Genomic DNA, 25578 nt, shown 5'->3' with positions numbered 1-25578 from the left:
GTACAGCCCGCCGCAGGCGCCCCCCGCACCACCCCCACCCCCACCCCGGCCCCGACCCTCGGCTGCCTCCCGCTGCTCCGCGCGTTCCGCAACGCCCTGTTCCCGCAAGGCGTCCGCCCCGCCCGGAGCCTGGACGAATCCGACCTCCGCCAGGACCCGTCCGAAGCCGGCCTGGCCCCCGGCCCGGGATGGCAGCCGGCCGGTTCCTGGACCCGCGTGCTGGACGCCGTACGCGCACAGGGCCCCGGCTCGGTCGCCCTGATCCTCGCCCGCCGCCCCGGCGACCAGGAAGGACACGCCTGGGCCGCCTACCAGCCGCTGGCCGCCGACGGCCGGGGCAGCGCCGAACCCGTCTGGGTCGAACTCCAGGCACCCGACCAACAGCGGCCCTACACCCCGCCCGGCATCTCGGCGGCGGACGCCCGGATCGTGGTCCTCAACGCCACCGGACAGGTGATCGAAGAACCACTGCCGCCGTTCACCCAGTCCTCGTCCACCGCCCACAGCGTCCTCGACCTCAACCCGTCCCCCCGCCGCGACTACGGCGCCCTCGGCCTGGAGGTGGAGTCCCGCTACTACCTGATGATCCCGCACACCCCCGGCACACTGCTGGCCACCACCGACGGCCTCAGGGCGGTCACCGCCACCCGTCTGTTCTTCCGGGGGCCGAACGGCCGCTGGTACCAGGACCGGAGTCTGGCGCAGTCCCCGGAGCAGCCGGACCCGCCGCAGGCCGAATACCCCGTCGTGACCTTCGTACCCGATCCGGCGGAGGAGCTTCCCCCCGGGCAGCAGCCTCCCCTGGAAGCCCTGCTGGAGCAGGTGTACGCGGCGTTCGCCGAAGCCGACCGGCAGCCCCGGGCCTGGACGTTGACGGATATCCTCGCCTCCGCCGGCTGGCGGACCGCTCCGGCCGCCGAGGGCTTCCTCATCCTCAAGGGCGTCACCGAACTCGTCCCCGGGACAGCGCCCGAGTACCTCATCAAGACCCACTCCGAGCCGAAGCGGCTGCTGGCCTCCGCCTCCGGGATCCAGGCGGTCACGGACAACGCCGTGTTCCACCTGGGGGCCGACAACCGCTGGTACGCGGAGCGCGACCGGGCGGTGTCCGAGAACTGGCCGAACCCCCGGATGACCTTGAGCCCGGTCGTGGAGTTCGTGCTCGACCCGGCGAAAGTGCTGCCCGGTGAACAGCGGCCCTCCCCCGAGGTCCTGATGGCCCAACTGGCGCGCGGGCGCGCGGCGCTCGCCGAAGCCCACCGGCAGGACCGTCCCTGGTCGATCGCCGAGATCTTCGCCTCCATCCGCGGCTGGCGCACGGAGCCTGCTGCCGAGGGGCTCCTGCTGCCGCCGAACGCCACCGGTGACGCCGAAGTGACATTCCTGCAGGCCACGCCCGGAGTGCCGACGGTCGGACTGCGAGCACTGCAGGACTTCGCGCTGAAGCAGCTCATCGATCTCCCGCTCATCCAGATCATGAGGTCCAGCCGGTTCTTCGGCCAGAGGTTGGCCGCCGCCTTCGTGCGGGACCTGACGGGCGACACGGAGATCGTCCCCGCCCATGTCCCGTTCCTCTCCGTGCTGGCGGACGTCGACGAGGTCTGGGGTTACGGCTGGCTGCTGTTCGGGCATGCGGGCGCGCGGCCGCTGGCGACAGCCCACAACAACGATCTGCTGAAGAACATGCTCCAGGGCGCGTCCCGGACGTTCCTGGCGGGGGATCCCGACCGGCCCGACCGTCCTGGGGTGCTGGAGTCGCTCCGGCCGCGCACCCGTTCGTTCCTCGACCGGGAGCACGACCGGATCCGCGGCAACTTCGAGCAGACCCTGCGGAACCTCGTCAACGAACACCAACGCATCCTGCACGGGGAGGCCATGGATCTGCGGGGATTCCTCGCCGTGCCCGGCCCCCTGCTGACCGTCGGCGAGTACCTCACGGCGACGCTGCGCGGACTGGGCGCGCTGCCCGGACTGCCGGAGATACGCGAACGGGTCCGGCCCAGGGGCGCGGAGTTGGCGGCCGCCGTCCATCTGAAGGCCACCGGCATGGAGGGCCACGGCCAGGTGGACACCGACCAGGGGCGCCTGGCCGTAGCCCTGATGCTGATCGAGATACGGCAGACCCTCACCGGCACGCGCCTGGCGACCGACGAGGGCCTCCGGCGCACCCTCACGGAACTGACGGCGCTGACGCGCGCCATGTACGAGCGGGCGGAGCGGTCCCGGGAGCCGCTGACCGACGACGCCCTGCGCGACGCGGTCGGCCGGATCACCGGCCACCCGGTGGTACGGGCGTTCGCACCGTTCCTGGCCATGGCCTCCAGTTGGCCTCTGCCCACCACCGGCGAAGGCGGGAACGCCCGGCCGCCCTTGACGCCGGTCCAGGCCCAGTCGGTAGCGGAGGCGCTGGCCCTGGTCGCGCTCGGTCACCCGCCGGCACCGGAGATCCAGGCCCGGCTGAGCCGGCTGATACGGGTCGTCGTCAGCTCCGCCCGGGTGGGCATCGACCGGCACCCGCGGGCACTCGACGAGGCGACGCGGGAGCAGGTGCTGAACGTGGCCAAGGACGCGGCGAAGGCACTGCCGCTGCTCGGCCGGGCCGGCGGCTCCGTGTCCGAGGTGGATCACGACAGCGACATGCCGGACAGCGACATGCCCGACAGCGGCGCGCACGACACCGACATGGCGGACGCGCCGATGGTGCCGGACAGCGCGTTCTCCCACAGCTCGTCGGGGCCGACCGACCCGAACGCCCTGAGCGAGATCATGGCTCGGGCGACCCTCGCCGGGGAGACGGCCGACGCCCGGGTACCGGCCACCGAGGACACGTACGCCAGCCTCGACGCCGACGTCCGCACCGTCCTGGACCGACTCTGGTCCCAGGACCCGGAGCACGGCCGGACCCCCCCGGACCAGGACGCCGTGGCCGTCGTGGCCCGCCAGGTGCTGCATCTGCCCGCCGACGCCGAGGTGGACGACGCCGTACGGGCCGAACTGACCGCCTTCGTACGGGACGCCGAGGCCGAGGGCCGCGCCCGCAACCTCGCCGCGCTGGGCGTCCACCACTTCCGTACCACCGGAGCCGAAACCACCGGCCGCCCGATCACTCTCAACGGGACCGAGGGCCCCGGCCGCAACTGGACGGACCTGCCCGACGTCGACCTCGACACCACCCGGATCGTGGACCCGCCGGGAGGACCCACCACCCCGCCGACCAAGGCTCCGTGGAACGGAGTCCCCCTGACCCTGCTCGCCACCTCCGGCGGACCGAACGGCGTGGACGTGCCGTGGCCCGGCGGCGGGCACCGCCCCATGACCATGGCCGAGGTCGCCGAATACCTCCTCGTGGAACTGGAAGGCCGGCCCGACGTCACGGACATCCTGCTCGCCTGGCCCAACTCCGGCGACGGCGGACTCCTCCCCGTGCGCCAGGCGGCACGCCGGCTCGGCAAGACCCTCTGGGTGAACAGCGGCCCCGTGGCGGCACGCCCCGTCACGGCCGGCGCCGGCGCCACCGCCGGGCAGGCCGCCGGCCGCCTCGTCCTGACCTCGTTCGACGAGCCCGGACAGCCGATCGGCGACTGGTTCCCGGTCGGCCCCGACGACCTGATCGACCCCGACCCGGACGAAGTGCCCGAGTGGTGGGAAGCCCAGTGGGCGACCCGCACCATCGTCTCCTCCGCCCACCAGCAGACCGGCCGGGCGTCCCTCCCGGCGGACGAGCACGACCTCGAGACCCGATACGACCATTACCGCAACCTGCCGGCCTTCACCGGGATGTACGACCTCAACCCTGTGACGGGCGACCTGATCGGCCCGGTGGCCCCCCCGCCGAACGCGAAACTCTTCGTCTTCGGCCATGGTGGTCCCGGCACCGCCCAAGTGCCGCTGACCGACGGCAGCGTCGTCACCGTGTCCGCCCAGAGCTACGCCAGGGGCCTGTCCCATCGGCCCAGCGTGCGCAGACTCAGGAAGGAGAGCGAAGCGGCGGTCGCCCGGGGCGAGCAGCCGTTGGAGATATTCGTCGGTCTCTGCCACAACAGCGCCGCAACGGACCTCCCCACCGATCCCGAATGGGCCCAGTCCGCCGCTCCCGACTCATTCGTCCGCGACGAGCTGGCAACCGTCTCCGGGAGCCAGCACGCGGCGAACGAGAGCCGTCTGATCATCAACAACTACGGTGACCGGAGCGGTATAACCATGTTCCGGGGCGTCAACTACCACCACGTCCTGGAAACCGATGTGCAGGGCCGCCCGGGACAGCGGCGGAGGCCCTGGCCCGAGCCGCTGCGCGCCGAACTCGAAGAGCGGGCCCGGACCGCCGGGCTGCACACCGGGCCCGTCTCCGACGACGACGTGGACGCCGCGCTGCGCCTGACCCGGGCACTGCGCAAGGTCTTCAACGACGATGTCGACATCCAGCCCTATTATCCGACGCTGCTCACAGCGATCGGCGCCCTGGAACTGCTGCGGCGGACGGACCCGGCGCTGTCCACGGCCGCCCCGCACTTCACCATGGAGCTGCTCGACCGGGTCGTCACCGCCGACCAGCTGGCCCAGCACGGAAGCCTGCCGGCCTTCCTGACCCAGGCGGACTACCACGACACCCTGCTCCGGGCCCTCACCGTCCAGCGGTGGGCGGCCACGGCACCGACAGCGACTCCCGGGCTCGCCAACCTCGTCTCCCTGCCCGTGGTGCTGGAGGTCGCGCAGCACCACGGCAACCCCACCGAGCACCAGGTCCGCGCGGTCCTGGGCCTGGCCCCGGGGCTGGTGCCCAAGATCACGAGCGCCCACCACTCGGAGTACTTCTGGACCCAGGTCCGGACCGAGGAGGTGTACGAGAACCAGCAGCCGGACGAGGCCGCCTTCGAGGCCCGCATCCTGCACCTCGCGCAGCCCGACCCCCAGCAGTCCGAGGCTGCGCGCCTGACGGTGGCCAAGGCGCTGGCCACCGGCCGCGACCCGTACGACGTCGACGCGCTCGCCGCCGCCCACCTGGAGTTCGAGGGCCTGCTCGGGGCGGACACCCTGATCACCGGCGACGTCGTGGCGGGCGGGCGGAACCACGCCGGGCTGGAACTCGCCCGCAAGGTGAACCTGGCCAAGTGGCGGGTGCCGTCCACCGCTCCCGGCTCCCCGGCCCCCACCACCGTCGACGCGCCGTGGCTGCCGTCGATCCTGCTGGCCACCGCGGAGGCCCTGGGCAACGGACGGCTGCGGGTCCGGCAGCCGGGCGGACGGTGGTACGAGGTGTCCGACGACGAGTACGTCGAACTGCTGGCCCGCGACCCGCAGATCTTCGGCCAGCCACTGGGCGTGCCGCTGATGCTGGGGATCTCGAAACTCGGCCGGCTCAACCCCGCGCTGCCGGGGAAGGCGCTGATCCGGCTGGGCCGCCCGATCGTGTTCACGAAAGGCTCGTTCGACCTGACCCGCGACAAGCCGGACGACCCGCCCGTGATCGACAGTTCCGGGCCGACGGCCGAAGCCCTGCTGTTCCTGCGCCCCGACCGTGGGCCGAACCCGGTCGCGACCGTCATTCGCCACGGCTCGTCGCCTGCGGGGGGCCTTCACCCCGGCTCGTCGCAGGCGCCCCCGCCTCCGCCCGTACCCTCCATCACCGTCACTCCCCCGGCGGAGGACACCGACCCCGCCGCGCCCGCGGCCCGGACCGTGCCCGAAGTGCCCGGCAACCGGATCGACGAGGAGCTGGAGCTCCGCCGCCCGGCCCGGGTGGACCACGGGATGCTGCCGCCGGGGACGGAGCACGGGCCCAGCGTCTTCAGCGACGGGAGCCGGCTGCCCGGCTACCTGGACGGGCTGCTGCCGCTGCCCGTCGACCCGGAGGAGGAGTTGCTGCCCCTGCTGCCGCTGGTGCCGCCCACCGAAACCGGCACCGGCAGGGAGGTCCTCACCGAGGCCGTCGCCGAGGCCCTCGCCGACCCCGGCCTCGCCGCCGACCCCGACTCCGAGCAGTTCGTCCTCGGCTCGGAGAACGCCGTCCTGCGCGGCACCGGGCAGACGGCGGACACCATCCTCGCCCGGCTGGACACCGACCCGGGGACCCGCCCCGCCTACCGACCCGAAAAGAAGTCCAAGCACCGCCGCCGTGGGGCGGTGGGCACGCTGGACCAGCGGCTGCGCGACGCGCTGCAGTCCGACCCCCGGCCCTTCTTCGACCGCGCCGGGCACTCCTTCACGTACAGGACCGAGTCGGGCCGGGCCCGCACGCTGTACGTCAATGCCCACCGGTACGCGAACTGGGAGCGGTTCTCGGACGGCGATGATCCGGCCAACGCGGTCAAGGTCGACAGCGCGAGCCGCCTCCAGACCACCACCGGCTCCGCCAAGGTGGTCTCCGAGACGCGGATGCTGGCCCCCGGCTTCCCGGTCGGCCCGCCGGGCTGGGCGTTCGCCCTGTTCGGCCGGGGCACCGCGCGGGTCGGCCGCAACCGGGGTGTCGTCTTCGTGGCCCACGACCAGGTGCAGAGCCAGTCCGAGACACGGCACGCCGACGGCTCCCATCTGCACCTGGACGACGTGTACTTCAAGATCCGGGTCGCCGACACCGAGGACGCGCGCCCGGCCCGCCCGGGTTTCCTCGGCACCGGTTGGGGGTCCCGGCCCGCGGTGGAGCAACTCGACGTCAGCACCTACGGGTTCGGGGTGCGCAGGGGCCTCGGGCTGCGCGTGGCGGACAGCCTGACCACCGACCGGACCACGCCCCCGCTGCGGGCCCCCGCCGAGATGAAGCTGGGGCCCGGCTCGGACTACCGCCTCGTCCGTACCGAGGGCTACGCCTCCGTCGAGCACATCCACCGGTGGGCGACGGAACAGCTCGGCCCCAGGGAGGACTCCTCGGCGCACACCGTGGTCAACGACCTCTTCAACTCGGAGAACATGAAGAAGCTGTCGGGGCGGCTGGCCAGGTCGATGGTGGTGAGCGAGCCGATGTTCGCCGACGACAAGCACCGCACGCCGATGGGTTCCTTCACCATCCGGGTCGTGCCCGGCAGGGCCGTCCCCGCGGAGGACAGCGACCGGGCCGCCATCTGGGAGATAGGCCAGGCGACGACCAAGAACGAACGCAAGCAGAACAAGTCGTGGTTCAAGGACGTCATCCTCTCCCTCGGCCCCGCGTTCAATCTCAACCCGCTGGCCTGGATCGGTGACCTCCTCGGCTGGGAGTCGGCCCGGCTGCGGGTCCAGTTCGGCCCCACCGTCCGCTACGGGCACGTCTCGGGGCGCACCACGATGACCGGCGGCTCGGGGACGGACAAATCGATGGGCGCCGCGAAGGAGGTACCCACCGTCCTGTACAAGGTCGAGAAGATCTTCTCCGTGCAGCGGACGGGTGACGCCCGGCCGACGCGGTTCGTGACGTGGAGCCTGGACCGGATGACGGTCACCGAGGCACGGCGGCTGGCCGGCTGGGACGACGGGACCGCCCTGCGCGGGGCGAGCGGCGCGGCGCCGTTCGCCCCGGCCTTCCTGACGGAGGACAACCCGCCGACGCTCGGGGGGAGCCGGGTGGAGCAGTTCCTCCACGCGGACGGGCGCTTCACCAATCCGGTGGCGGCGCCGGAGGCCGAAACGACGGCCGAAACGACGGCCGAAACGACGGCGGGCACGGCCGGGACCACCGACCTGCCCGCCCCGCCCGTACAGCCGACGACCCCACCGCCGACGACCACGGCGCCCACGACCGTACAACCGACGACCGCACCGCCCACGACGGCGCCGCCCGCCACCGACCCCGCCGATCCCGACCCGGCAGCCGTCACCGACCCACTCACCACCATCCCGCCCGCCCCTGCCCCCGCCCCCGTCCCGGAAGTCCCCGTCCCGGAAGCCACCTTCCTGGACGCCGCCATCGACCAGGTCCTCACCGCGCTCGCCGCCAAGTACCCGAAGCTGGTGGCCCGGTTCGCCGACCTCGGCGACCCGAAGAAGTTCCGCAGTTTCGCCGTCTACAACGCCGTCCTGCAGAACACCACCACCGTGATCAACGCCCTCACCCACCACTCGCTGGCCGGCAGCCTGAAGGAGGCCGTCCCGCAGGGCCTCCACCTGGCCCTGCTGGAGCCGGGCCGGATCACCCACACATACCGCCACATCCGGCTGGACGTGGCTCTGGCCGGCCGCCGCTACGAGGGCACCCAGAACGACCTCGGCCTCACCCACACCGTCATCGGCGCGACCAGGGCGGACGGCTCTCGCCAGGCGGGCCAGATCTCCGAGGCCGGCTTCGAGGCGACCGTCTCCACCCGCAACACGGCCACCGACGGCGAGGGCCGCCCGACCAACGCGCTCACCGGCCAGGCCGGTTTCGAGGTGGGGCTCCAGCGCCAGGACAACACCGCGTACGGGATGACCGCTTCGTTCGAGACCGAGCACGCGCGCCCGGCGCCTTCCCATCTCTTCTCCTACGGCCTGCGGCTGACCGCCGCCTCCGACGGCTACTGGCGGTTCCGGGGGCTCTTCCGGGGCATCGCCTCGCTCGGCCTGCTGGGCACCGAGCTCTTCGGGTTCTGGCCGCAGCCCACCGTCGACCTGATCGGTGGCACGGCCGGCGAACCGATCACCGGACGGGTGCTGCTCAGCGTCTCCGACGCCGAGATCCCGGACAAGGACCCGCACGCCGCCGACGCGCCCAACCCGTACCGGACCACCGAGCCGGCCCGGACCACCGTGCTGGACCCGGCCAGGGCCCGGCGGCTGGCCACCGGTCTGCTCACCGACGAGGACCGGGAAGCGGGGCCGGGGCCCACCGACCCGGACCGGTCCCCGGGCCGGCTGCACGGCCAGCCCCACGAGACGCTCGCCGTGCTGGCCACCGGAGGCACCCCCGGCCTCGTGGACGAGGCGCTGCGGGACGCCTCCAGGGGCTTCGGCGACCGGCTGCTGAAACGCGAAACCCCCAAGGGTGCCTGGCAGTTGACTCAGCATGGAGCGCCCGCCCACGACGCCTCCGTACGCCCGCACCGGCCGCAGTACCTGGCCGCCGAATTCGACCAGGCCTCGGGCCCGATGGGCTCCCGGGTGACCGGCCTGTGGGGCAAGGGCCCGTACGTCGACTGGCTGGCGACCGTCGTCCACCAGGTCCGGGTCACCCGGCTGCGCGCACTGGGCCGCCCGGTGCCGGTGGCGACCACCACAGCGGTCAAGTCGTCGGTCCAGGCCGGTGGTTCGGCGGTCAGAACGCACTTCAAGCAGGCCGGCGGAGCCTTCATGTACGGCCACTCGCACCCCGGGGCGAGCGTGGGTACGTACGGCTTCGTGCTGCGGCCCTGGAAGCGCGGCCGGGGCCGGACCCTCACCGCCACCCGCTCGGTCACCTCGGGCCTGGGCCTGGTGCAGGGCGGCATGCACGTACTGACGGCCGGCGACGCGGCGCACGAGGTGGCCGCCTCGGTACGGACCACGGGTCTGCTGCGGTGGCTCGGCCGCTACGTGCCGAGCGTGCCCTACGGCACCGCCGGCCGACGGCAGTCGGTGCCGGGCGGCTGGCTGGGCTACCTGCCCGAGCGCGTCGCGCACCGGCTGGCCCTGCTGGACGACAGCCTGGGCGACCCACCCGAGTACGGGCGCCGCCCGTGGCTCCAGCACGACTGGTTCCGCGCCCGCCCGTTCGCCTCGTATCCGGTCAACACCCTGGACGCGTCCCAGGTGTTGGCGAGCATCGACAGGCAACTCCGGGACCTGGGCATCGACGACCCGGGCCGGGAGAGCGTGCAGCACCTGCTGTCGGGCCGGGTCACCCGGGCACTCCGCCGCGAACTCATGGGCTCCGGGGCCTCGTTGCCCGTCCGCGTCGGCGGCCCCGGCTGGCGCACCGTCCGCATCGGCGGCCGCTCGGTGCGGGTCCGCGCGGAGCTGGTACCGGTCGAGGACGGCCAGCGGTTCGTCGGCCTGTGGCCGGGCACCGACACCGAGGACAGCCGGGCCGCCACCACCGTCATCACCGAAGCCGGCACCGAGACCCGGGGCAGCGACATCGGCACCCTCGTCACGGAGAACCTCCACACCGGCAACGCCGTCGCCCCGGCGGCCGGCCCGGCGTTCCGGGAGACCGTCTCGACGCGCCAGCAGGTGTCCTGGGAGCAGTCCGCGACGCACACGAAGACGTGGAAGGCCGTGTCGAAGGGGCCCCATGCGGAGTTCCGGACGGGGTACCGGTTGCGGGTGACGCTGGAGCTGGGGGAGAAGCGGGGGGAGGCGCCCCCCGTCGGCCGGTCCAACGCCCGTCATGTCCTGCTCGTGGACGAGGAGATCGGCGAGATCACCGACCTCGTCCCGGTGAGCCTGATCCGCCCCGGCACCCTGCCGAGCACGGACACCGGCACCGGCACCGGCACGGACCCCGCCCCCGACCCCCTCCGCCCCCCAGAGCCCACCCTCCCCACCCCTACCCTCACCGTCCTCACCGGCGCAGCCAACCCCCTGCAGACCCAGGACCCCACCGCCGCCCTCACCGCCTGGGCCGCCGTCCCCCACCCGGACGGCACGACCCGCCCCTTCCAGCTCCCGGCAAACGGCATCCACGTCCGCGACGTCATCGGCGACGACCTCGTCCGCGCCGCCTCCACCGTCGCGCTCGGCAAGGCGTACGACAACCGGCTGGCCGGCGCGCGCGGCGAGCTGACCGGCGAAGCACTGGACCGGACGCTCGCCCAGGCCCTGCGCACCCCCCTCACCGCCGAGGGCACCGCCGCCGCCCAGGCGCTGGAGGAGGCGTCGGGGCCGGGGCCGCTCAGCGCGTTCTTCCACACGACCACCCCCGAACAGGGCGGCTACCGTACCGACGGCCTCACCGAGAACACCCTCACCGACCGCTCGACCGCCGCCCTCGCCCTCTACACCCGCCCCGACCTCGCCGCCGCCACCCTGCTCGCGGTCACCGACGACACGGGGCTGGAGGCACCCGAGCTGTTCGTGCTCGGCGCGGCGTCGGACGGCTCGCAGGGCACCACCCAGAACACGCTCATCGGCGGTACCCCCGTACTGCGGTCGGACGCCATCGGCGCGGCCAACCCGGTCGTCAGCGGCACCGGCCTCGACACCGCCGAGGACGACGGCCAGGCGGTGGGCCAGGAGACCGGGTACCAGGAGAACATCAAGCCGGCGCGCAGCCGGACCTTCCTGTTCGCCGTCCCGACCACCTGGCTGGCCGTCGCCGAGGTGGACCGGCAGTTCAAGGACGGCGACGCCCCCTCCTGGCTCCGGAAGAACCTGGGCGGGACCCTCGGCCGCAAGCCCGAGGCCGGCGCCGTCGAGGCCGGGACCCTGGTCGTCGCGTGGATCCGCGAGGACGTGGCCCGGAGCCTCGGTCTGATCACCGACACCAACTTCCCCACCCGGGTCGGGGAGGCCTGGGACCAGGTCGCGAAGGCGGCCACGACCTGGTCGGACGCGGACGCGGAGTACCTGGCGCTGCGCCGCGAGGTCCCCGAGCTGCGGAAGGCCGCCGAACGGGCGGTCGCGGCCATGGCGATCTCCCGCAGGGTGCGCAGGGACGCGCGGCGGGCGGTGCTCCGGGAGTACGCCGAGGCGGAACGGGCGTACGACGTGGCCGTGTCGGCCGCTGCCGTGGCGGCGGCCGTGGCGGCGCCGGCCTCCGCCGCGACCCCCGACCCTGCTCCCGCCGGGCCCGGCGACACGGATCCGGCCGGGGAGTTCGCGGCACGGCTGCGAACCGCCACCGACCTGGTCACCCAGGCCCGTACGGAGGTCGAGGACGCGCTGTTCCTCGAACTCCTCGTCACCTCCCCGGCCCCGGCCGGCGAGGACGGCCCGCTCGCCGACGACTTCACCCCCACCGCCCCCGTCACCGCCGCCGTGTCCCGGGTCGAGACGGCCCGGAAGGAGCTGGAGCGGGCGATCAAGGCGGTCGCCGCCGTACGACGTGACGAACGCGCCCGGCTGGTCGCGGCGGCCGACCGGGCGCGCGCGGAACTCCGGGCGGCCGCCGACCGACGGATGCGCGAGGTGCTGGAGTCGGCCCGCACGGCGAACCAGGCGGCGGCCACGGCCCGGGACGCCCTGGCGACCCGGATCCGGAAGACCGAGGCCCAGCGGGAACGGGCCGAGACGGCGGCCGACGAGTTCCACCGGGTGCGGGGGGAGACGGACCGGCTGACCCGCTGGCACCAGCTCCCGGCCGACGCGGGGACGGGTACGGTCACGACCGGCACGGATACCGGTACGACCCCCGCCGTGACCGGCACGGGTACGAGCACCACGCCCGGCACGGGCACGGGCACGGGCACGGGCACGGGCACGGACACCGTCACCCCCACCCTTGCCGTGACCCGGGCAGGCCTGCCCGAGCCCACCGTCACCCCGCCCGTCGCACCGGCCCCCGACCCCGACACCGTCACCGAGACCCCCCGGGAACCGGTCTACCGCCGTGTCACCATCGACGTCGCCCCCGCCCCCGACCCGGCCCCCGACGGCACGACCACCACCCCTCCCACCGGCCCCCTCGCCCTGACCGGCCCGGACGGCCGGACCCATCGCCTCATCGACGTCCGCCGGGACGGCAACGGCTTCTTCCACGCCCTGGCCGAGGCCCGTGGCCAAGGGGAGACCGCCGAGCAGCTGCGCCTCGCCGTCGCCAAAGAACTCGCCGGGCTCCCCGAGAACTCACCGGTCCTCGACCGCGTCACCCCGGACCGGCCCGACACCTTCACCGCCGACGAACTCGCGGCCGCAGGGCTGGACCTGGGCACCGACACCCCGGAGCGCCGCGAGTTCGACGCCCTGGGCGTCATCCCCGACTCCGCCGGCGGGGCCCCCGACCGTACGCACCTCCCGCTGAGCCCCGCGCTGCGCCGGGCACTGGCCGTCGCCCAGCTCCGCCGCCCGGCCGACGCCGAACGCGACCTGGGCTGGGACCACGGCGCGGCGGACCTGTGGCCGACGCTGGCGGCCCGGCTCACCGTAGGCAACGGGAACCCCGGCATCCGGATCGTGACGGAGGACGGCCTCCACCACGACCACGGCCCCGACCCGGACCAGCACCTCGACGCCGCCCCCCGGGTCCTCCTTCACCTGGCCGACCGCCACTACCAGGCCGTACACCCCGTCCCGGAGCCCGAAGGCACACCCGTCACACCGGCCCCGGCGACCCCGCCCGCCGACCCGGCCGAACGGGGGCCGCTGCCGGCCCACACCCGACGGCCCTGGCTGCGGCCCGAGTCGACCGACACCGCCGACACCGCACAGGACACCGCACCCGACACCACCGCGCCCACACCCGTACCCGTCTTCGACGCCGCCTCCGACCCGGCCCGGCTCACCGACCCCGACGGCCACACCTACCGGCTCGACCTGCCCCCCGGCGACGGAAACCGCTTCTACGCCGCCGTGGCCCTCGCCATGAACCGGGCCGGGCTGCGGACGCCCGACAACAACAGTGAGTACGAGGCCGACGACCTGTCCCGGCCGACCGACCAGCCGCTGCCCGACACGGCGTGGCTCGCCCCCCGGGCCACTTTCACCGCCGAGGAGCTGGCAGGGGCCGGCGTCGAGCTGACCGCCGGCGAGCGACGGATGTTCGAGCGCAGTGGCGGCCGACTGCCCCGGACGCAGCTGCCGTTGCTCCGGACGCAGGAGGTGGCCCTCATCCGGGTCCAGCTGTCGGCGGCCCGGCGGTGGGACGGTCCCACCGCCCTGCTCGCCGCGGAACACCTCGCCCGGGACGCGGGTCTCCACCTGACCCTGGTGCACGAGAACGGCACGATCGACACGTTCGGTACGGCGCGCACCGAGGGCGTGGGGAACGCCGTGACGGTGTACGAGCGCGGCGACGAATACCTCGCCGCGCTGCCCGAGGGCACCCGCAACCCCCATGGCCCGTACCACCACCGCACCACCCCGCCCCCGCCCCCGGCAATCCTTGCGACGCCGACGCCGACGTCGCCGGACGGCCCCCCGGCACCGGCCGAGGACCCGGCGCACGACGAGTACGTGTCCGACGAGGACCTGTACGACGGGCCCCTCCGGGACGGGGACCTGTCCTACGGGGCGCTGCACGACAGCGACCCGAACACCCCAGCCTTCGCCGAGTTCGAAGGCCGGTCCCGCCCGCGCGACCTGTCCGACCCGTACGCGGTGCTCGAACCCGGGCCGGACGGGGACTCCGTCACACCGGTCACGCCGGTCACGGACGTCCCCGTAGACCCCATGACAGACCTCACCCCGGACCCCGCTGCCGAAAGCACGGTCACCCCCGTGCCGGTGTCCCCTCCCCAGGTGCTGACGTCCAAGGGGTTGAAGGAGCTGGTGGACGGCGTGGCGGTGACCGCGCTGGAGGCACAGGCGAAGGGTGCGCCGGTGTGGCGGTGCCTGCAGCTGCTGGAGGGGTTCCGGGACAAGCTGCTGCGGGACGTGTGGGATCGCACGGCGGTGCGGCCCGCCCCCCTGGCGGGCCGCCGCTCGGTGGACGACTCGGAGCTGCACCGGCGCGGCGCGGCGTCCGACCTGGTGACGGGTCCCGGGTGGGACCGGGTGGGGTCGTGGGACGCGGTGGCGGACGCGCTGCGGAACGTGAAGCGTGCCGGGCCGGGGTCGGTGGCGCTGGTGCTGGCGCGGCGCCCCGGGTCGGTGTCGCCGGAGCCGGGGCGACGGCCGGAGGACGGGCTGGGGCACGCGTTCGCGGCGTACCACCTGGCGGGCGGCGTGGTGTGGGTGGACGTGTCGCGGGACAGGGGGCACCGGGTGCTGCCGGTGCCGCCGGAGACGACCCTGTTCGACGTGCGGGCGGTGGTGATCGATCCGTCCGGGCAGGTGGTGACGGACGTGCTGCCGCCGTTCACGGAGTCCTCGTCGGTGGCGCACGCGCTGCTGGACGGGGCGGTGCGCGACGAGTACGCGGGCGTCGGCACCGGGGTCAAGTACCGCCATCCGACGCAGATCAACCTCTCCGATGAGCTGCTCCGGAGCCTCGGCATACCGCCGGGCGGGCAGCCCGATCTGCGGAACGCGGTGCTGGCGAGAGGGCCCGGGATCAAGGTCGTCCTCAGCGAGGCGACGTTCCACTTCGACCCCGCCACCCGTCGGCCCGTCGACATCGCGTCGCAGTCGCTTGCGAGGTCGGGGTTCACGGAGACGAGCTCCCACGTCCCGGAGGTCGTCGTCGATCCGGCGGCCTCCGTCCCGGGCGAGCCGTGGCAGTCCCTGGAGGAGGCGGAGGACCGGCGGATGCAGGTCCGGGACCGACTGGCGCTCACGGCCAGGCAGGGGCCGACCTCGCTGGAGGGGCTGCTGGGAGGTCTTCCGGATTGGGAGATCACCGAGGTCGGCAAGGCAGCCACCGTCTATCCCCCCGCCCTGGACTACGACGGCGACTCCACCACGCGGCTGTCGTCGGGGACCCCCGCGGTGGGCCGCACGCTGGTCCTGAGCCAGGCCGTCGATCAGTCGCCGCACACGGACCTGCTTCCCCTGTTCATGGCGGGGAGGGAGTTCGGGGAGCGGGCCGTCAGGGAGTTCGTGGGCGGCATGGACCCTGATCGCGATGAAGTGCCGTCGGAACTCGTCGCGTTCCTGGCGGCCGTCCCCGATGTGGACGAGCTCTGGGGATACGCCTGGACGGTGTTCAACCAGGTCGGCGTCAGGCCGGTCAACGCCGCCCTCTCGCTGGCGCCCGAGAACTGGCTCCCGCTCAGGAACATGCTGCCGGCGGCACCCCGGGCCGCCCTCGACGCCGTCAGGCGGGCCCTGCGGCCCGGCAAGCACGGCTCACGGGCCTTCCTCGGCGCGAACCACGACATGCTCAGCGCCATCGCCGGCGAGGTGCTGACGGACGTGATCGGGCGTCTGTCCCGGCTCCACCGGCCGGGCGAGGTCGTCTCGTACCGGTTCGTCGACGACACGGCCGGAGACGACACGGTCGGCGACGTGCCGAAGCCGCGCGAGCAGCTGACCGCCGGGCTGACGGGGCGTACGTCCGAGGGAGGGAGGGTCGGCCCGTACGAGTCGCTCGGCATCCCGGAACTCCCGGGCCTGGACACCGGCGGCGGCCGGCTGGCGGTCCCGCTGATCGTGGACGAGCTGCCGGCGAACACGCTCGGCGGCACGAGAATGAGCGAGCAGCGGATCGGGCAGTCCGGCCGGGAGCTGGCGGACTTCGGTGCGGGGCTCTACGAGCGGGCGGTGGCGACCAGGGTTCCGCTGTCGCCCGAGGTGCTGCACCGGTCGGTGGAACGGATCCTGGCCGATCCGGTGGTCCGGGGGTTCGCCGCTCTCCTGCGGATGGCCGTCGCCGGCGTGCCGCAGCAGGTGGGTGCCCCACCGGTGCGGCTGCTGAGCCTGGCGGACCAGGTGACACTGGCCCGGACGCTGGGCCGTCATGCCCTGGGGCACACCCGGTGGTCCGACCCCGATCCGGCGTACCCGCGGCTGGAGGAGCTGGTGCAGCAGGCGTCCGAGCTGCTGGCGAGCGGGACCGTGCCGCGCGGTGCCGTCCGCAGGAGCTTCCAGACGGCCGTCGTGAACGCGCGGCAGGCGCTGCGGGAGCTGCGCACGGCGCCGGTGCCGGCGCCGGACGTGATCGAGTGGAAGCCCGAGATCGCGGCTCTGGACAAGTCCATGGTCCCGGTGGACCGGTTGCGGCACGTCACACACCGGAATACGGCGGACGAGCCGGTGGGGGTGTCGTCGCGGCGCGACGGGGCGTGGCTGGGGTCGCCGGCGTCCTACGGCCTGCTGCCGGGAGTGACGCACCTCAGGGAGATGCAGTGGGAGCCGTCGCCCGACGGCGCGGAGATGTCGGCGGTGGAGATCTACCGGAAGGCTCCGTTCGACCGGGTGTTCCTGGTGGCTCTGGACGGGGACGGGACCTCGGCGGAGCTGCTGCCCCAGGACCCGAACGGTCCGAGTGTGGCGTTCCGCTACGAGGGGGTGGTGGAGTACCTCTTCGCGCAGGTTCCGGCGCTGACTGCGGCGCCGCGTGACACGCACGTGGTGGTGCTGGGCGCGGACGTGGCGGGCCCGCACGCGTACGGCCGCGATCCGCTGGAGTGGCCGATCGCCGCCTGGGCGCTGGCCGAAGGGTGGGACCGGTGGTCGTGGGCGTCCGCCACGGGCATGGAGATCAAGTTCGGCTCGCGTGTCGAGGAGGAGGAGGCGGACGAGCACGGTGAGCAGCGGTCGGTGCGGACGACCTCCCTTCGGCTGACGGACTTCGACTCGCTGGCCGGAGCCCGTCCGCTGCCGACGTCGGCGCAGTTGGCCTGGTGGGCCGAGCGGGTGACGGGTGATCGGAACCAGGCGGACGCCGTCAAGCGGTGGTGGTGGGCGGTCCGGCTGGTGTACGGGCCGATGCTGGAGAACGACAAGCCGGCGTTCGAGGCCCTGCTGCGGGGCTTCCAGGCGCTGGACCAGCAGCGGAAGACCCTCCAGGATGATGGTCTTCCGCTGACCTGGGATCGTCTGCGGGCCCTGATCGCCGCGCACTTCGGTCAGCTCGGGCAGGCCACGCCGGCGTTGTGGGATGCGCTGCCGCCTGTTCTGATGGCGGCCGCGCGTGAGGTCGGCACGCCCCTTGAGCTGCTGGGCCCCTTCGATCTGACGCCCCGGTATGTCGCTGTGCGGGCGTGGGAGTCCGCTCCGGCGCCCGTGGTGGCGGATCAGGCGCCTGCCGCCGACGAGCCGGCGGGTTCGCCGATGGTCCTGGCGGCGGACGACGTCGCCGCGCCGGGGCTCCAGGTGCCGCCCGTACCCGCGTATCCCGAGCTGCCCGCGCCCGGCGGCGCGGACACCGGCGACTCCGCCGGAGCCGACCTCGCCACCGACCTCGCCACCGCCTGGGACGAGCACACGCAGGCCAGGACCATGCTCGCCGCTGCAGCCCTGAAACGGACCGGCGGCGACGACACGCTGATGGAGGACTCCTGGGGCGGGGTCGAGTGGGCGCGCAAGGTGCTGGAGGACGCCGAGGCGCGGCTGTGGGCCCTGGGCGTCCCGCTGGACGCCCTCGCCGTGGCGCGGGGTGTCGACGAGGCCGCCGAGGCCGCCGGGGCGCCGGTCGTACAGAGGGATGCCGACCAGCGTCTGTGGATCGCCCGGGAGTTGACCGAGGCGGACCTGCCGACCGGGCAGCCGCTGCCGAACACGGGCGCGACCGTCCGCCGGGACCAGCTGGACAAGGTGATTCGCGATTTCATCCCGTCCGACGAACAGCAGGTCGAGCTGACGATGCTCGCCGGCCGGCTGTCGGAGGCGGCACTGTCGCCGCTGGACCTGGCCCGGGTGCGGATGACGCGGTCCGACGCCTGGACGGAGACGCTGGACAGCGCGGCGGCGAACGCGGCACGGCGGCTGTGGGCGTCGGCGTACGACGCCTTCCGGGGCGCGGCACCCGCCGGTGCCGTGGAGGCGGACGTCACCCGGGCCTGGGCAACCGCTGTCTTCCTGGTCCTGCCACGGGAGCCGCACGCGGTGCTGGCCGACTCCCGCTACGCCGGGAGCGACTTCCTCCACGCGGTGCGCCGGATCGCCGATCACCTGCGGGCGGGCGGGCCGGACCAGGAGACCGTGGTGCGGTCCGCGGCGGCGCTGGCCGACGACCTCCGGCCCGGGCTGGGCCTCCGGGAGCGCTGGAACGTGCCCGCCACCGGGGCCGGCGTGCCCGTTGTGCCGACCCCGGAGGCGACAGGGATCGTCCGCGAGTACGCGGACCTGGGCCTGGGCCTGGGTCTGGACCCGGACCTGGACCGTGCCCTGCGTCTGGACGCGGAGGCGGAGGCGGAGGCGGAGGCGGACGGGGGCCTGGACCTGAGTGTGCGTCTGGACCTGGCCCCGGAGCTGGCGGACCTGGACATGGACCCGGACCTGAACTTGGCGGACCTGAACCTGGACCTGAACCTGGACCTGGACCTGAACCTGGACCTGCCGGACCTGGACCTGCCGGACCTGGACCTGGATGCGGACCCGGACGCGTTCGGGGCTCTCGGCGCGTACGACGAGTGGCCGGTGAGCGGTCGCCCCGATTCCGTACCCGCCGCCGGAAGCGCCGTGCAACCGGTGGCGCAGGCGTCGCCGGGGCCGTCGATGCCCGGTCCGGGGGAGTCCGCTGCGGGGGAGTCCGCTGCGAGTCCGGTGTTCATCGCCCCTGTCGACCCGCCACCGGCCGGGCCGCTTCCGGCGCGGCGGCGGATCGTGGTGCCGTTCACGATGCAGCACAAAAAGGAGCCGTTGCTGACGTCGCATCGTGACCTCAAAAAGTTGGCGCTGGAGGTGGCGTCGGCCGGCTTGCGGGGCCGGCTGCTGGAGGTTCGTATCACCGGGTACGTCAGCAACCGTTCTGCTGCGCCGCGTACGAGCAGTTTGTCCAAGCTGTTCGACCGCCTTCTGGACGATGCGCTGAACACTCTTCAGCAGGGTCTTCCCGAGGATGCGGACCGGCTGCTCGTGGCGGCCTTCACGATCTCCCAGCAGCCGGTTGAATTGTGGCCCTCCGATGAAGTGGCTGAGCTCGCCGGTGTGTCGGTCGGGGAGTTGGCGCGGTGGGCGACGGTCGAGGTCACCTTCCCCCCGGATGCGGCGGCGGATCCGGTTCATCCGCGAAGCGCTGTGCCGCTTCCGGCGCTGTCGGGGCTGACCGCTGTGGCGTTCGGCCATCACGCGCTGCGACTGATCGACGAGGAGAGGAGGACCGTTGAGGAGTTGGCGTTCGAGGCGGCGTTGGCCGGCCTGCGGAACCGGCGGGCGGGTGTCGCACCGCCGACGATCCACATCACCGGGTACGGCGGCATGGGGAACCATGGTGATGGTGGTACGACGCGTGCGGGACGCGTGTACGAGGTGTTCGAAGACCGTCTGGGCGATGCGCTGAACACTCTTCAGCAGGGTCTTCCCGAGGATGCGGACCGGCTGCTCGTGGCGGACTTCACGATCAACTCCAAGTCGGGTGGTGTCCTGCCCTCCGATGATGCGGTTGCGCTCACCGGTGTGCCGCTTGAGAAGTTGATGCTGTGGGCGACGGTCGGGTTCACCCTCTCCCCGGATGCGGCGGCGGTGGCGAGGCTGGATGCGCTGCGCGGAAGTGACGAGGAGCTGCGTGTCGGTCCGTTCGACCTGGACGCGGTGGCCCGTCGTTTTCTGCGTCTGCCGGAGGGCACGCCGGTGGACGAGGCCCTGCGCAAGGAACTGCTCGGGCTGGTTCGGGATGCCCAGGCGGCCGGGTGGGTGGGGAGTCCGGCGGCGTGGAAGGCGGCTGCCGGATGGCTGCGTGGGGGTGCTGTGGAGGCCGAGGCCGTCGGTGCCCTGTCGCTGTCCGGTCCCGACGAGGTGGGTGCGGCGCAGCGGTCGCGGATGTTCGGGGCGCGGGTCAGGGCCGAGGAGGTGGTGGCGGCTGCTGGTGCGGACGCGGACGCGTTCGTCAGCCGGGTGCTCCGGACGGATCCGGGGTTCGGGCCCGGTCGGGCGGACCGCGAGAAGGCGCTGGTACTGCTGACCCGGGCGATCGTGGTGGGACGTGAGGCGTCCGGCCTCGATGCGGCGGTCGCCGCGGAGGTCTGGCAGGAGGCGGTTCCGATGGAGCCGCGGCCCGTCCCGGAGGGGACGGTGGCGGAGGCGGAGGCGTCGTCGGGACCCGGGCAGGGACTCGCGCACAGCAACGAGTACGGGCTCTCGCAGTCGGAATGGATGGCCGCGGAACTCGCCGCCGAGGGGCTCGAGAACCCGGAGATCAGCGCCAGGATGAACCTCGGGATCCGTGGCGTGAGACGGCACATGTCCGAGGTGTACCGCAAGTTGCAGCTCGACGGGATCGACCAGCGGAACAGGAGCGGGGCAATCGCCTCCCGGCTCGGGATCCCGGATGGACGTCGTCCGGACCAGCCGGTGGCGAGGCCGTCGTCGGGGCGGCCGGCGCCCCGGGCGTCGTCGGGGCAGGCAATGCCCGGTCTGGAGATGCCCGGTCTGGAGATGCCCGGTCTGGAGGGGGCCGCTCCACGGATCTTCATCGCGCCGGTGGAGCCGCCACCGGCCGAGCCACCCGGGGACAAACCGCTGCAGGCGCTGCGGGCGCTGACCCCCGTGGTGTTCTGGGCCCAGGGCACGGAGCATCTGCTCGGGCAGCCGCGGGAGACCGTCCGGAAACTGGCGCACGAAGTGGCGCTGGCCGGTCTGCGGAACCGGCGGGCGGATGTCGCGCTCCCGACCGCCCACATCACCGGGTACGGCACCGACGCCGAGGGCGTCAAGCGTGCGCGGAACGCGCACCAGGAGTTCACCGGCCTCCTGAACGACGAGCTGGACACGCTTCAGCAGGACCTGCCGACAGGTGAACGGCGGCTGGGCGTGGAGGACTTCAGGATCACCCAGCAGCCCTCCGAGTGGCCGTCCAAGGAGGCGGCCGAACTCGCCGGCGTGCCGCAGGCGGACCTGGCGCGGTGGGCGACGTTGGCGGTCGCCCTGGCCGGGGACGCGGCGGCGCTCCAGACGCTGGACGTGCTGCGCGGTCGCGACCGGCGGTTCCGGAGCGGTCCGCTCCGGGTGGACGTGGTGGCCCGCCACGTCCTGGGTCTGCCGGCCGGCGCGCGAGTGGACGAAACCGCACGCACACGGCTGTTCGAGCTGGTCCGGGCGGCCGAGAAGGCCGGACGGGCGGGAAGCCTGGCGGAGCTGGGGGCGTACCGCCTCGAAGGGCTGGGGGCGACCGGGCGGGCCCGGCGTACCTGGTTCACGGTGGGGGGACGCCGGATCGACGGTCTCAACTGGCTGGGTCCGGACGTCATGGAGGCCATTGGGGGCCTGGAACTGGACACCGCCGGAAGCGATGTCCTGGTACCGGCTCCGGACGGCTCGCCGGCCGTCCTCGCCGGTCCCCGGCGGGCGACGCCGTGGCCGAAGGACAAGGATCTGTACGTCGTCGGGGGCGACGAGCGGAACGGCAGGGTGGTGGTGCGGCTGCCGGACGGTACGACGGAGGACGTGGAACTCGAGGAGTTCATCGAGCTGGTGGCGGCGGACCTGGCGCGGGCGCGTCTGAAGCCGGGCACCCTGGTCGTGCCGGCCGTCCCCTTCCTGGGCCGCCACCGCGAGCTGCTCCAGAAGCTCGCGGACCGTTCCGGCCTGGAGTTGCGGGTGCACAGCGGCGAGGTGCGGATCACCCGGCGGGCCGACGGGAACGGCGGGACCGGCGGGCCGAACACGAAGGCCGGCATCGACACGGTCGCCGGACGGCCGGGAGTCCCCAAGGGCGCCTGGGCCCCGATCCGGCCGGGCCAGGGGCCCGTTCTCGACGACGGCATGCCCGGCTGGTGGGCCGATGTGGTGTCCTTTCCCGTCGTCCACGAGACGACAGGCAGGCTGATCGGCGACGCCTCGTTCCCACCCGCCGAGTACGCGGCGGACTTCGAGAAGGACGATGCCGGCCGGGCGACGACGTTCGTCCACTACAACAGCGCCCTGGACAAGGTGTCTTCGGAGCGCCCGCTGCCGCGTCCGGGTCCTGGTCCTGGTCCTGGTCCTGGTCCTGAGGACAGTCCGCTCTCCGAGGAGACGGCGCACCTCCTGACCGCGCACGGCGACCCGGACTTCGTCGACCTGGTGGTACGGGACAGGGCCACCGGCCGCCTCGACGTACGCAGCGTCCCCAAGGAGGAGGCGGCCCGGTGGGTGGCCTGGAAGACGTCCCATCTGTCCGAGGACCACTGGATCGACCTCGGCATCTGCTGGTCCGGGACCCCCAGGAACCGTGCCCTGCCGGCCCCCGACACCGCGAGCCCGGCCCTGACCGGCGTGTTCGTGCCCGATCCGCTGGCGGACGTCGCGGTGGGGCAGGAGATCGCGAACGAGGCGCGGCGCTGGGTGCGTGCTTCCGAGGGCCCGCAGCGGACGGTCGCGCAGGACGGCAGGTACGTGCGGTACCTGGACACCGACGCCAGTGGGCGGTACCGGGTGTGGCTGCTGTTCCGGCCGGAGCCGCTGGACGCCGAGCTGGACGCGCTGGCGCGGTCGGCCGAGCTGCACGTGGGGGACGGCCCGGTGACGGAGGAGGAGCAGGCACGGCTTCGAGCGCGGACGCTGCGTCTGGTGCGGGCGCTGAAGTCGGTGTTCGGCGTCCGGGTGCAGGACCGTGCCGACTTCGGGGACCTGCTGTCCGGGGTGGCGGCGGTGGAGGAGATGTGGCGGGCCGACCCGGCGTTCGCGCAGGCGGGCCCGCTGACGCTGGACCTGCTGGAACGGGTGGTGGCGGAGCGTCCGGAGGCCGGCGGGTTCGGCTTGGACCAGGAGGTCGCCGTACAGGTGCTGGCCGCCGCGGCGGCGGAACGGGCCGCGCGGCGCGCGGCCCGGCTGCAACCGGGCCGGATGAGCGAGTCCGAGTTCGTGACGCTGCCCAAGGCGGTGCTGGAGGCTGCCAAGTGGGTGGATACACCCGCCATGGTGGGCGAGACCGTCCACGCCCTGGGGCTCTCCGGCCGGGATGCGGTGCAGGAGGCGGAGCGGTCGCGGATGTTCTGGGCGCGGGTCAAGGCCGGGGAGGTGCTGGACGAGCCCGGTGCGGACCTGAACGAACTCGCCGTACGGGTGCTCCATCTGGGCCCGAACGCTCACATCGACGAGTGGGAACTCGACAACCTGCGGCTGCTGCTCACCCACGCGTTCGCGGCGGGGCGGGACGCCTCCGACCCGGACGCGGCGGCCGCGTACCACCTGGAGCGGAACGGGATCCTCGAGTCCACCGCCGTCACCACGGTCACCACCGTCATGACCGAGACCGACACCGAGGCTGAGGCTGACACCGACACCGACACCGACACCGACACCGACACCGAGGCTGAGACCAAGACCGAGGTGACGGGGGGCGGCCGTGACTTCACGGGTGCGGAGCGGAAGCCGGTGAACCTGGCTCAGATCCATACGTCCGCCGGCCTGGTGGAGGCGCCGTGGCCTCGGGTCCCGTATCCGGTGGGCGTCGAGGTGGACGAGAACAACCCGGACCATGTCGTAGTGACCTTCGAAGGCTGGACGCTGAGCATCCCGGGCCCCGAGTACCTGGAGGTGATGGGGAACGACCGCGCCCTGATGCGCCTTGACCCGGACGTTCCCCTCGCCCTCTACGGGCGGGGGCCCGGCCTGGGTGAGCTGGCGGAGTGGCTGGCGCTGCACCTGGGCCGTCCCGTGTGGTGGACCGACGTCCCGACGCACCTGTCCGAGCAGGGCGGCAACGGACGTACGGTGCTCACCGCGCACCCCGGATCCGCTCCTGACGGAGGCTGGCAGGTGGCGCTGCCCGGCGCGCCACGGTTCGCCGAGGACGCCCCGCCCCACGTCCCGCGGCCGTGGCCCGGGCCTGCCACAGGCAGCACGACAACGGCCGCGGACGTGGCGGACGCGGGTGGGATGGTGGCGTCCCGCGGTGTTCCCGCCGCGAGCGCACCGCCCGCCCGTGGGACCGCTGCGACGGCGCTCGCGGTGTCTCCGGATCCGGCGTCGCCCCCCGACGTCGGTTCCTCCCGGAACTCCGGGACGCGTTCCGTGTCCGAGGCGTCCGAGGCGTCCGAGGAATCCGAAGCGTCCGACGGATCCGAAGCGTCCGACGGATCCGAAGCGTCCGACGGATCCGAAGCGCGGCCCTGGGACCTGGCACGGATCCGCTACGCCGAGGAAGCCTTCCACTTCGAGCAGCGGCTGGCCGATCACCTGATGGCCGACGAGCGGATCAACGAGGAGTTCGCGAAGGTGGTGCGGGCGTTCTGGACCATCGCCAGACGCCACTTCGGGGACATCCTGAAGTTCGGCAGCGACTCCCCGGCACAGCCCGGGGCGGTCGGGAAGTACTTCGACACCCTGGAGACAGTGGTGGAGTCGGGCAATCTGCGCGAACGGGTGACGTTCCTCTTCAACGGTGTGGCCAACGGGCTCATCCCCGCCGTCACGGGGGGCCGCATACCCATGCACCCCACGATCGACGAGGAGCGCGACGACCGGCGCAGACCCGAGCCGGTCGAGCGCTACAACGACATGTACGAGGACCTCCTCGCGGCGGGTCGCGATCCGGAGAGCGCGAGAGCGGAGCTGAGCGATCTGCGCGCGTCGCTGCGAACACGGCTGGGACCGGAGGACGTCCGGCCCCCGCTGAGCCCGGACGAACAAGACGTCGGGACCAGCGACGGGACGCTGCTCTGGGTCCCCGCCTCGCTGCGGTGGGAACTGCCGATGTCCGCCGAGCTCCAGGCGCGTTCCCAGGAAAGCGGCGGTCTGGTGATGACCGGCACCTCGGGCAGTACCTACCTCATCCTCCTGTACGCCGCCAGGCTGTTGAGGCTCGACGGCTTCCCCGACCCCGACCTCGGCCTGATCAGGGCCGGGCTGCTCGGCGTCATGATGAACGTGGGCCACCACAGCTTCCACGAGGTGATGGCAGGCGCCCAGTTCGCCCTGAACGGCGTCCCTCACCCGGGGGTCCCGGACTACGTGGACGACCGGTACCGGTACCGGAGCGTCTACCCGCTGACCGAGGAGGAGGCGCGGGCCCGCATAGCGCGCGACGGACTCTTCCCGGACGAGCACGCGTTGGCGCTGATGGCCGAACGGGACTCCGGGATCGAGGAGCGATGA

At 73.3% G+C, this 25578-nt stretch carries 1 protein-coding gene (only partly in view); it reads left to right on the top strand.

The genetic code is table 11. The features are described 5' to 3' along the window. Positions 1–25578 carry the 3' portion of a lonely Cys domain-containing protein gene (locus ACFWBD_RS04500; RefSeq protein WP_385662518.1) on the top strand. 8868 nt of this gene lie to the left of the window's left edge, so only the last 25578 of its 34446 coding nucleotides appear in the window; its start codon lies beyond the left edge, outside the window; the stop codon is at positions 25576–25578.

The organism is Streptomyces sp. NPDC060002 (assembly GCF_042737245.1).
Taxonomy (GTDB): Bacteria; Actinomycetota; Actinomycetes; order Streptomycetales; family Streptomycetaceae; genus Streptomyces.
This window is presented reverse-complemented; position numbering and strand designations above follow the sequence as displayed.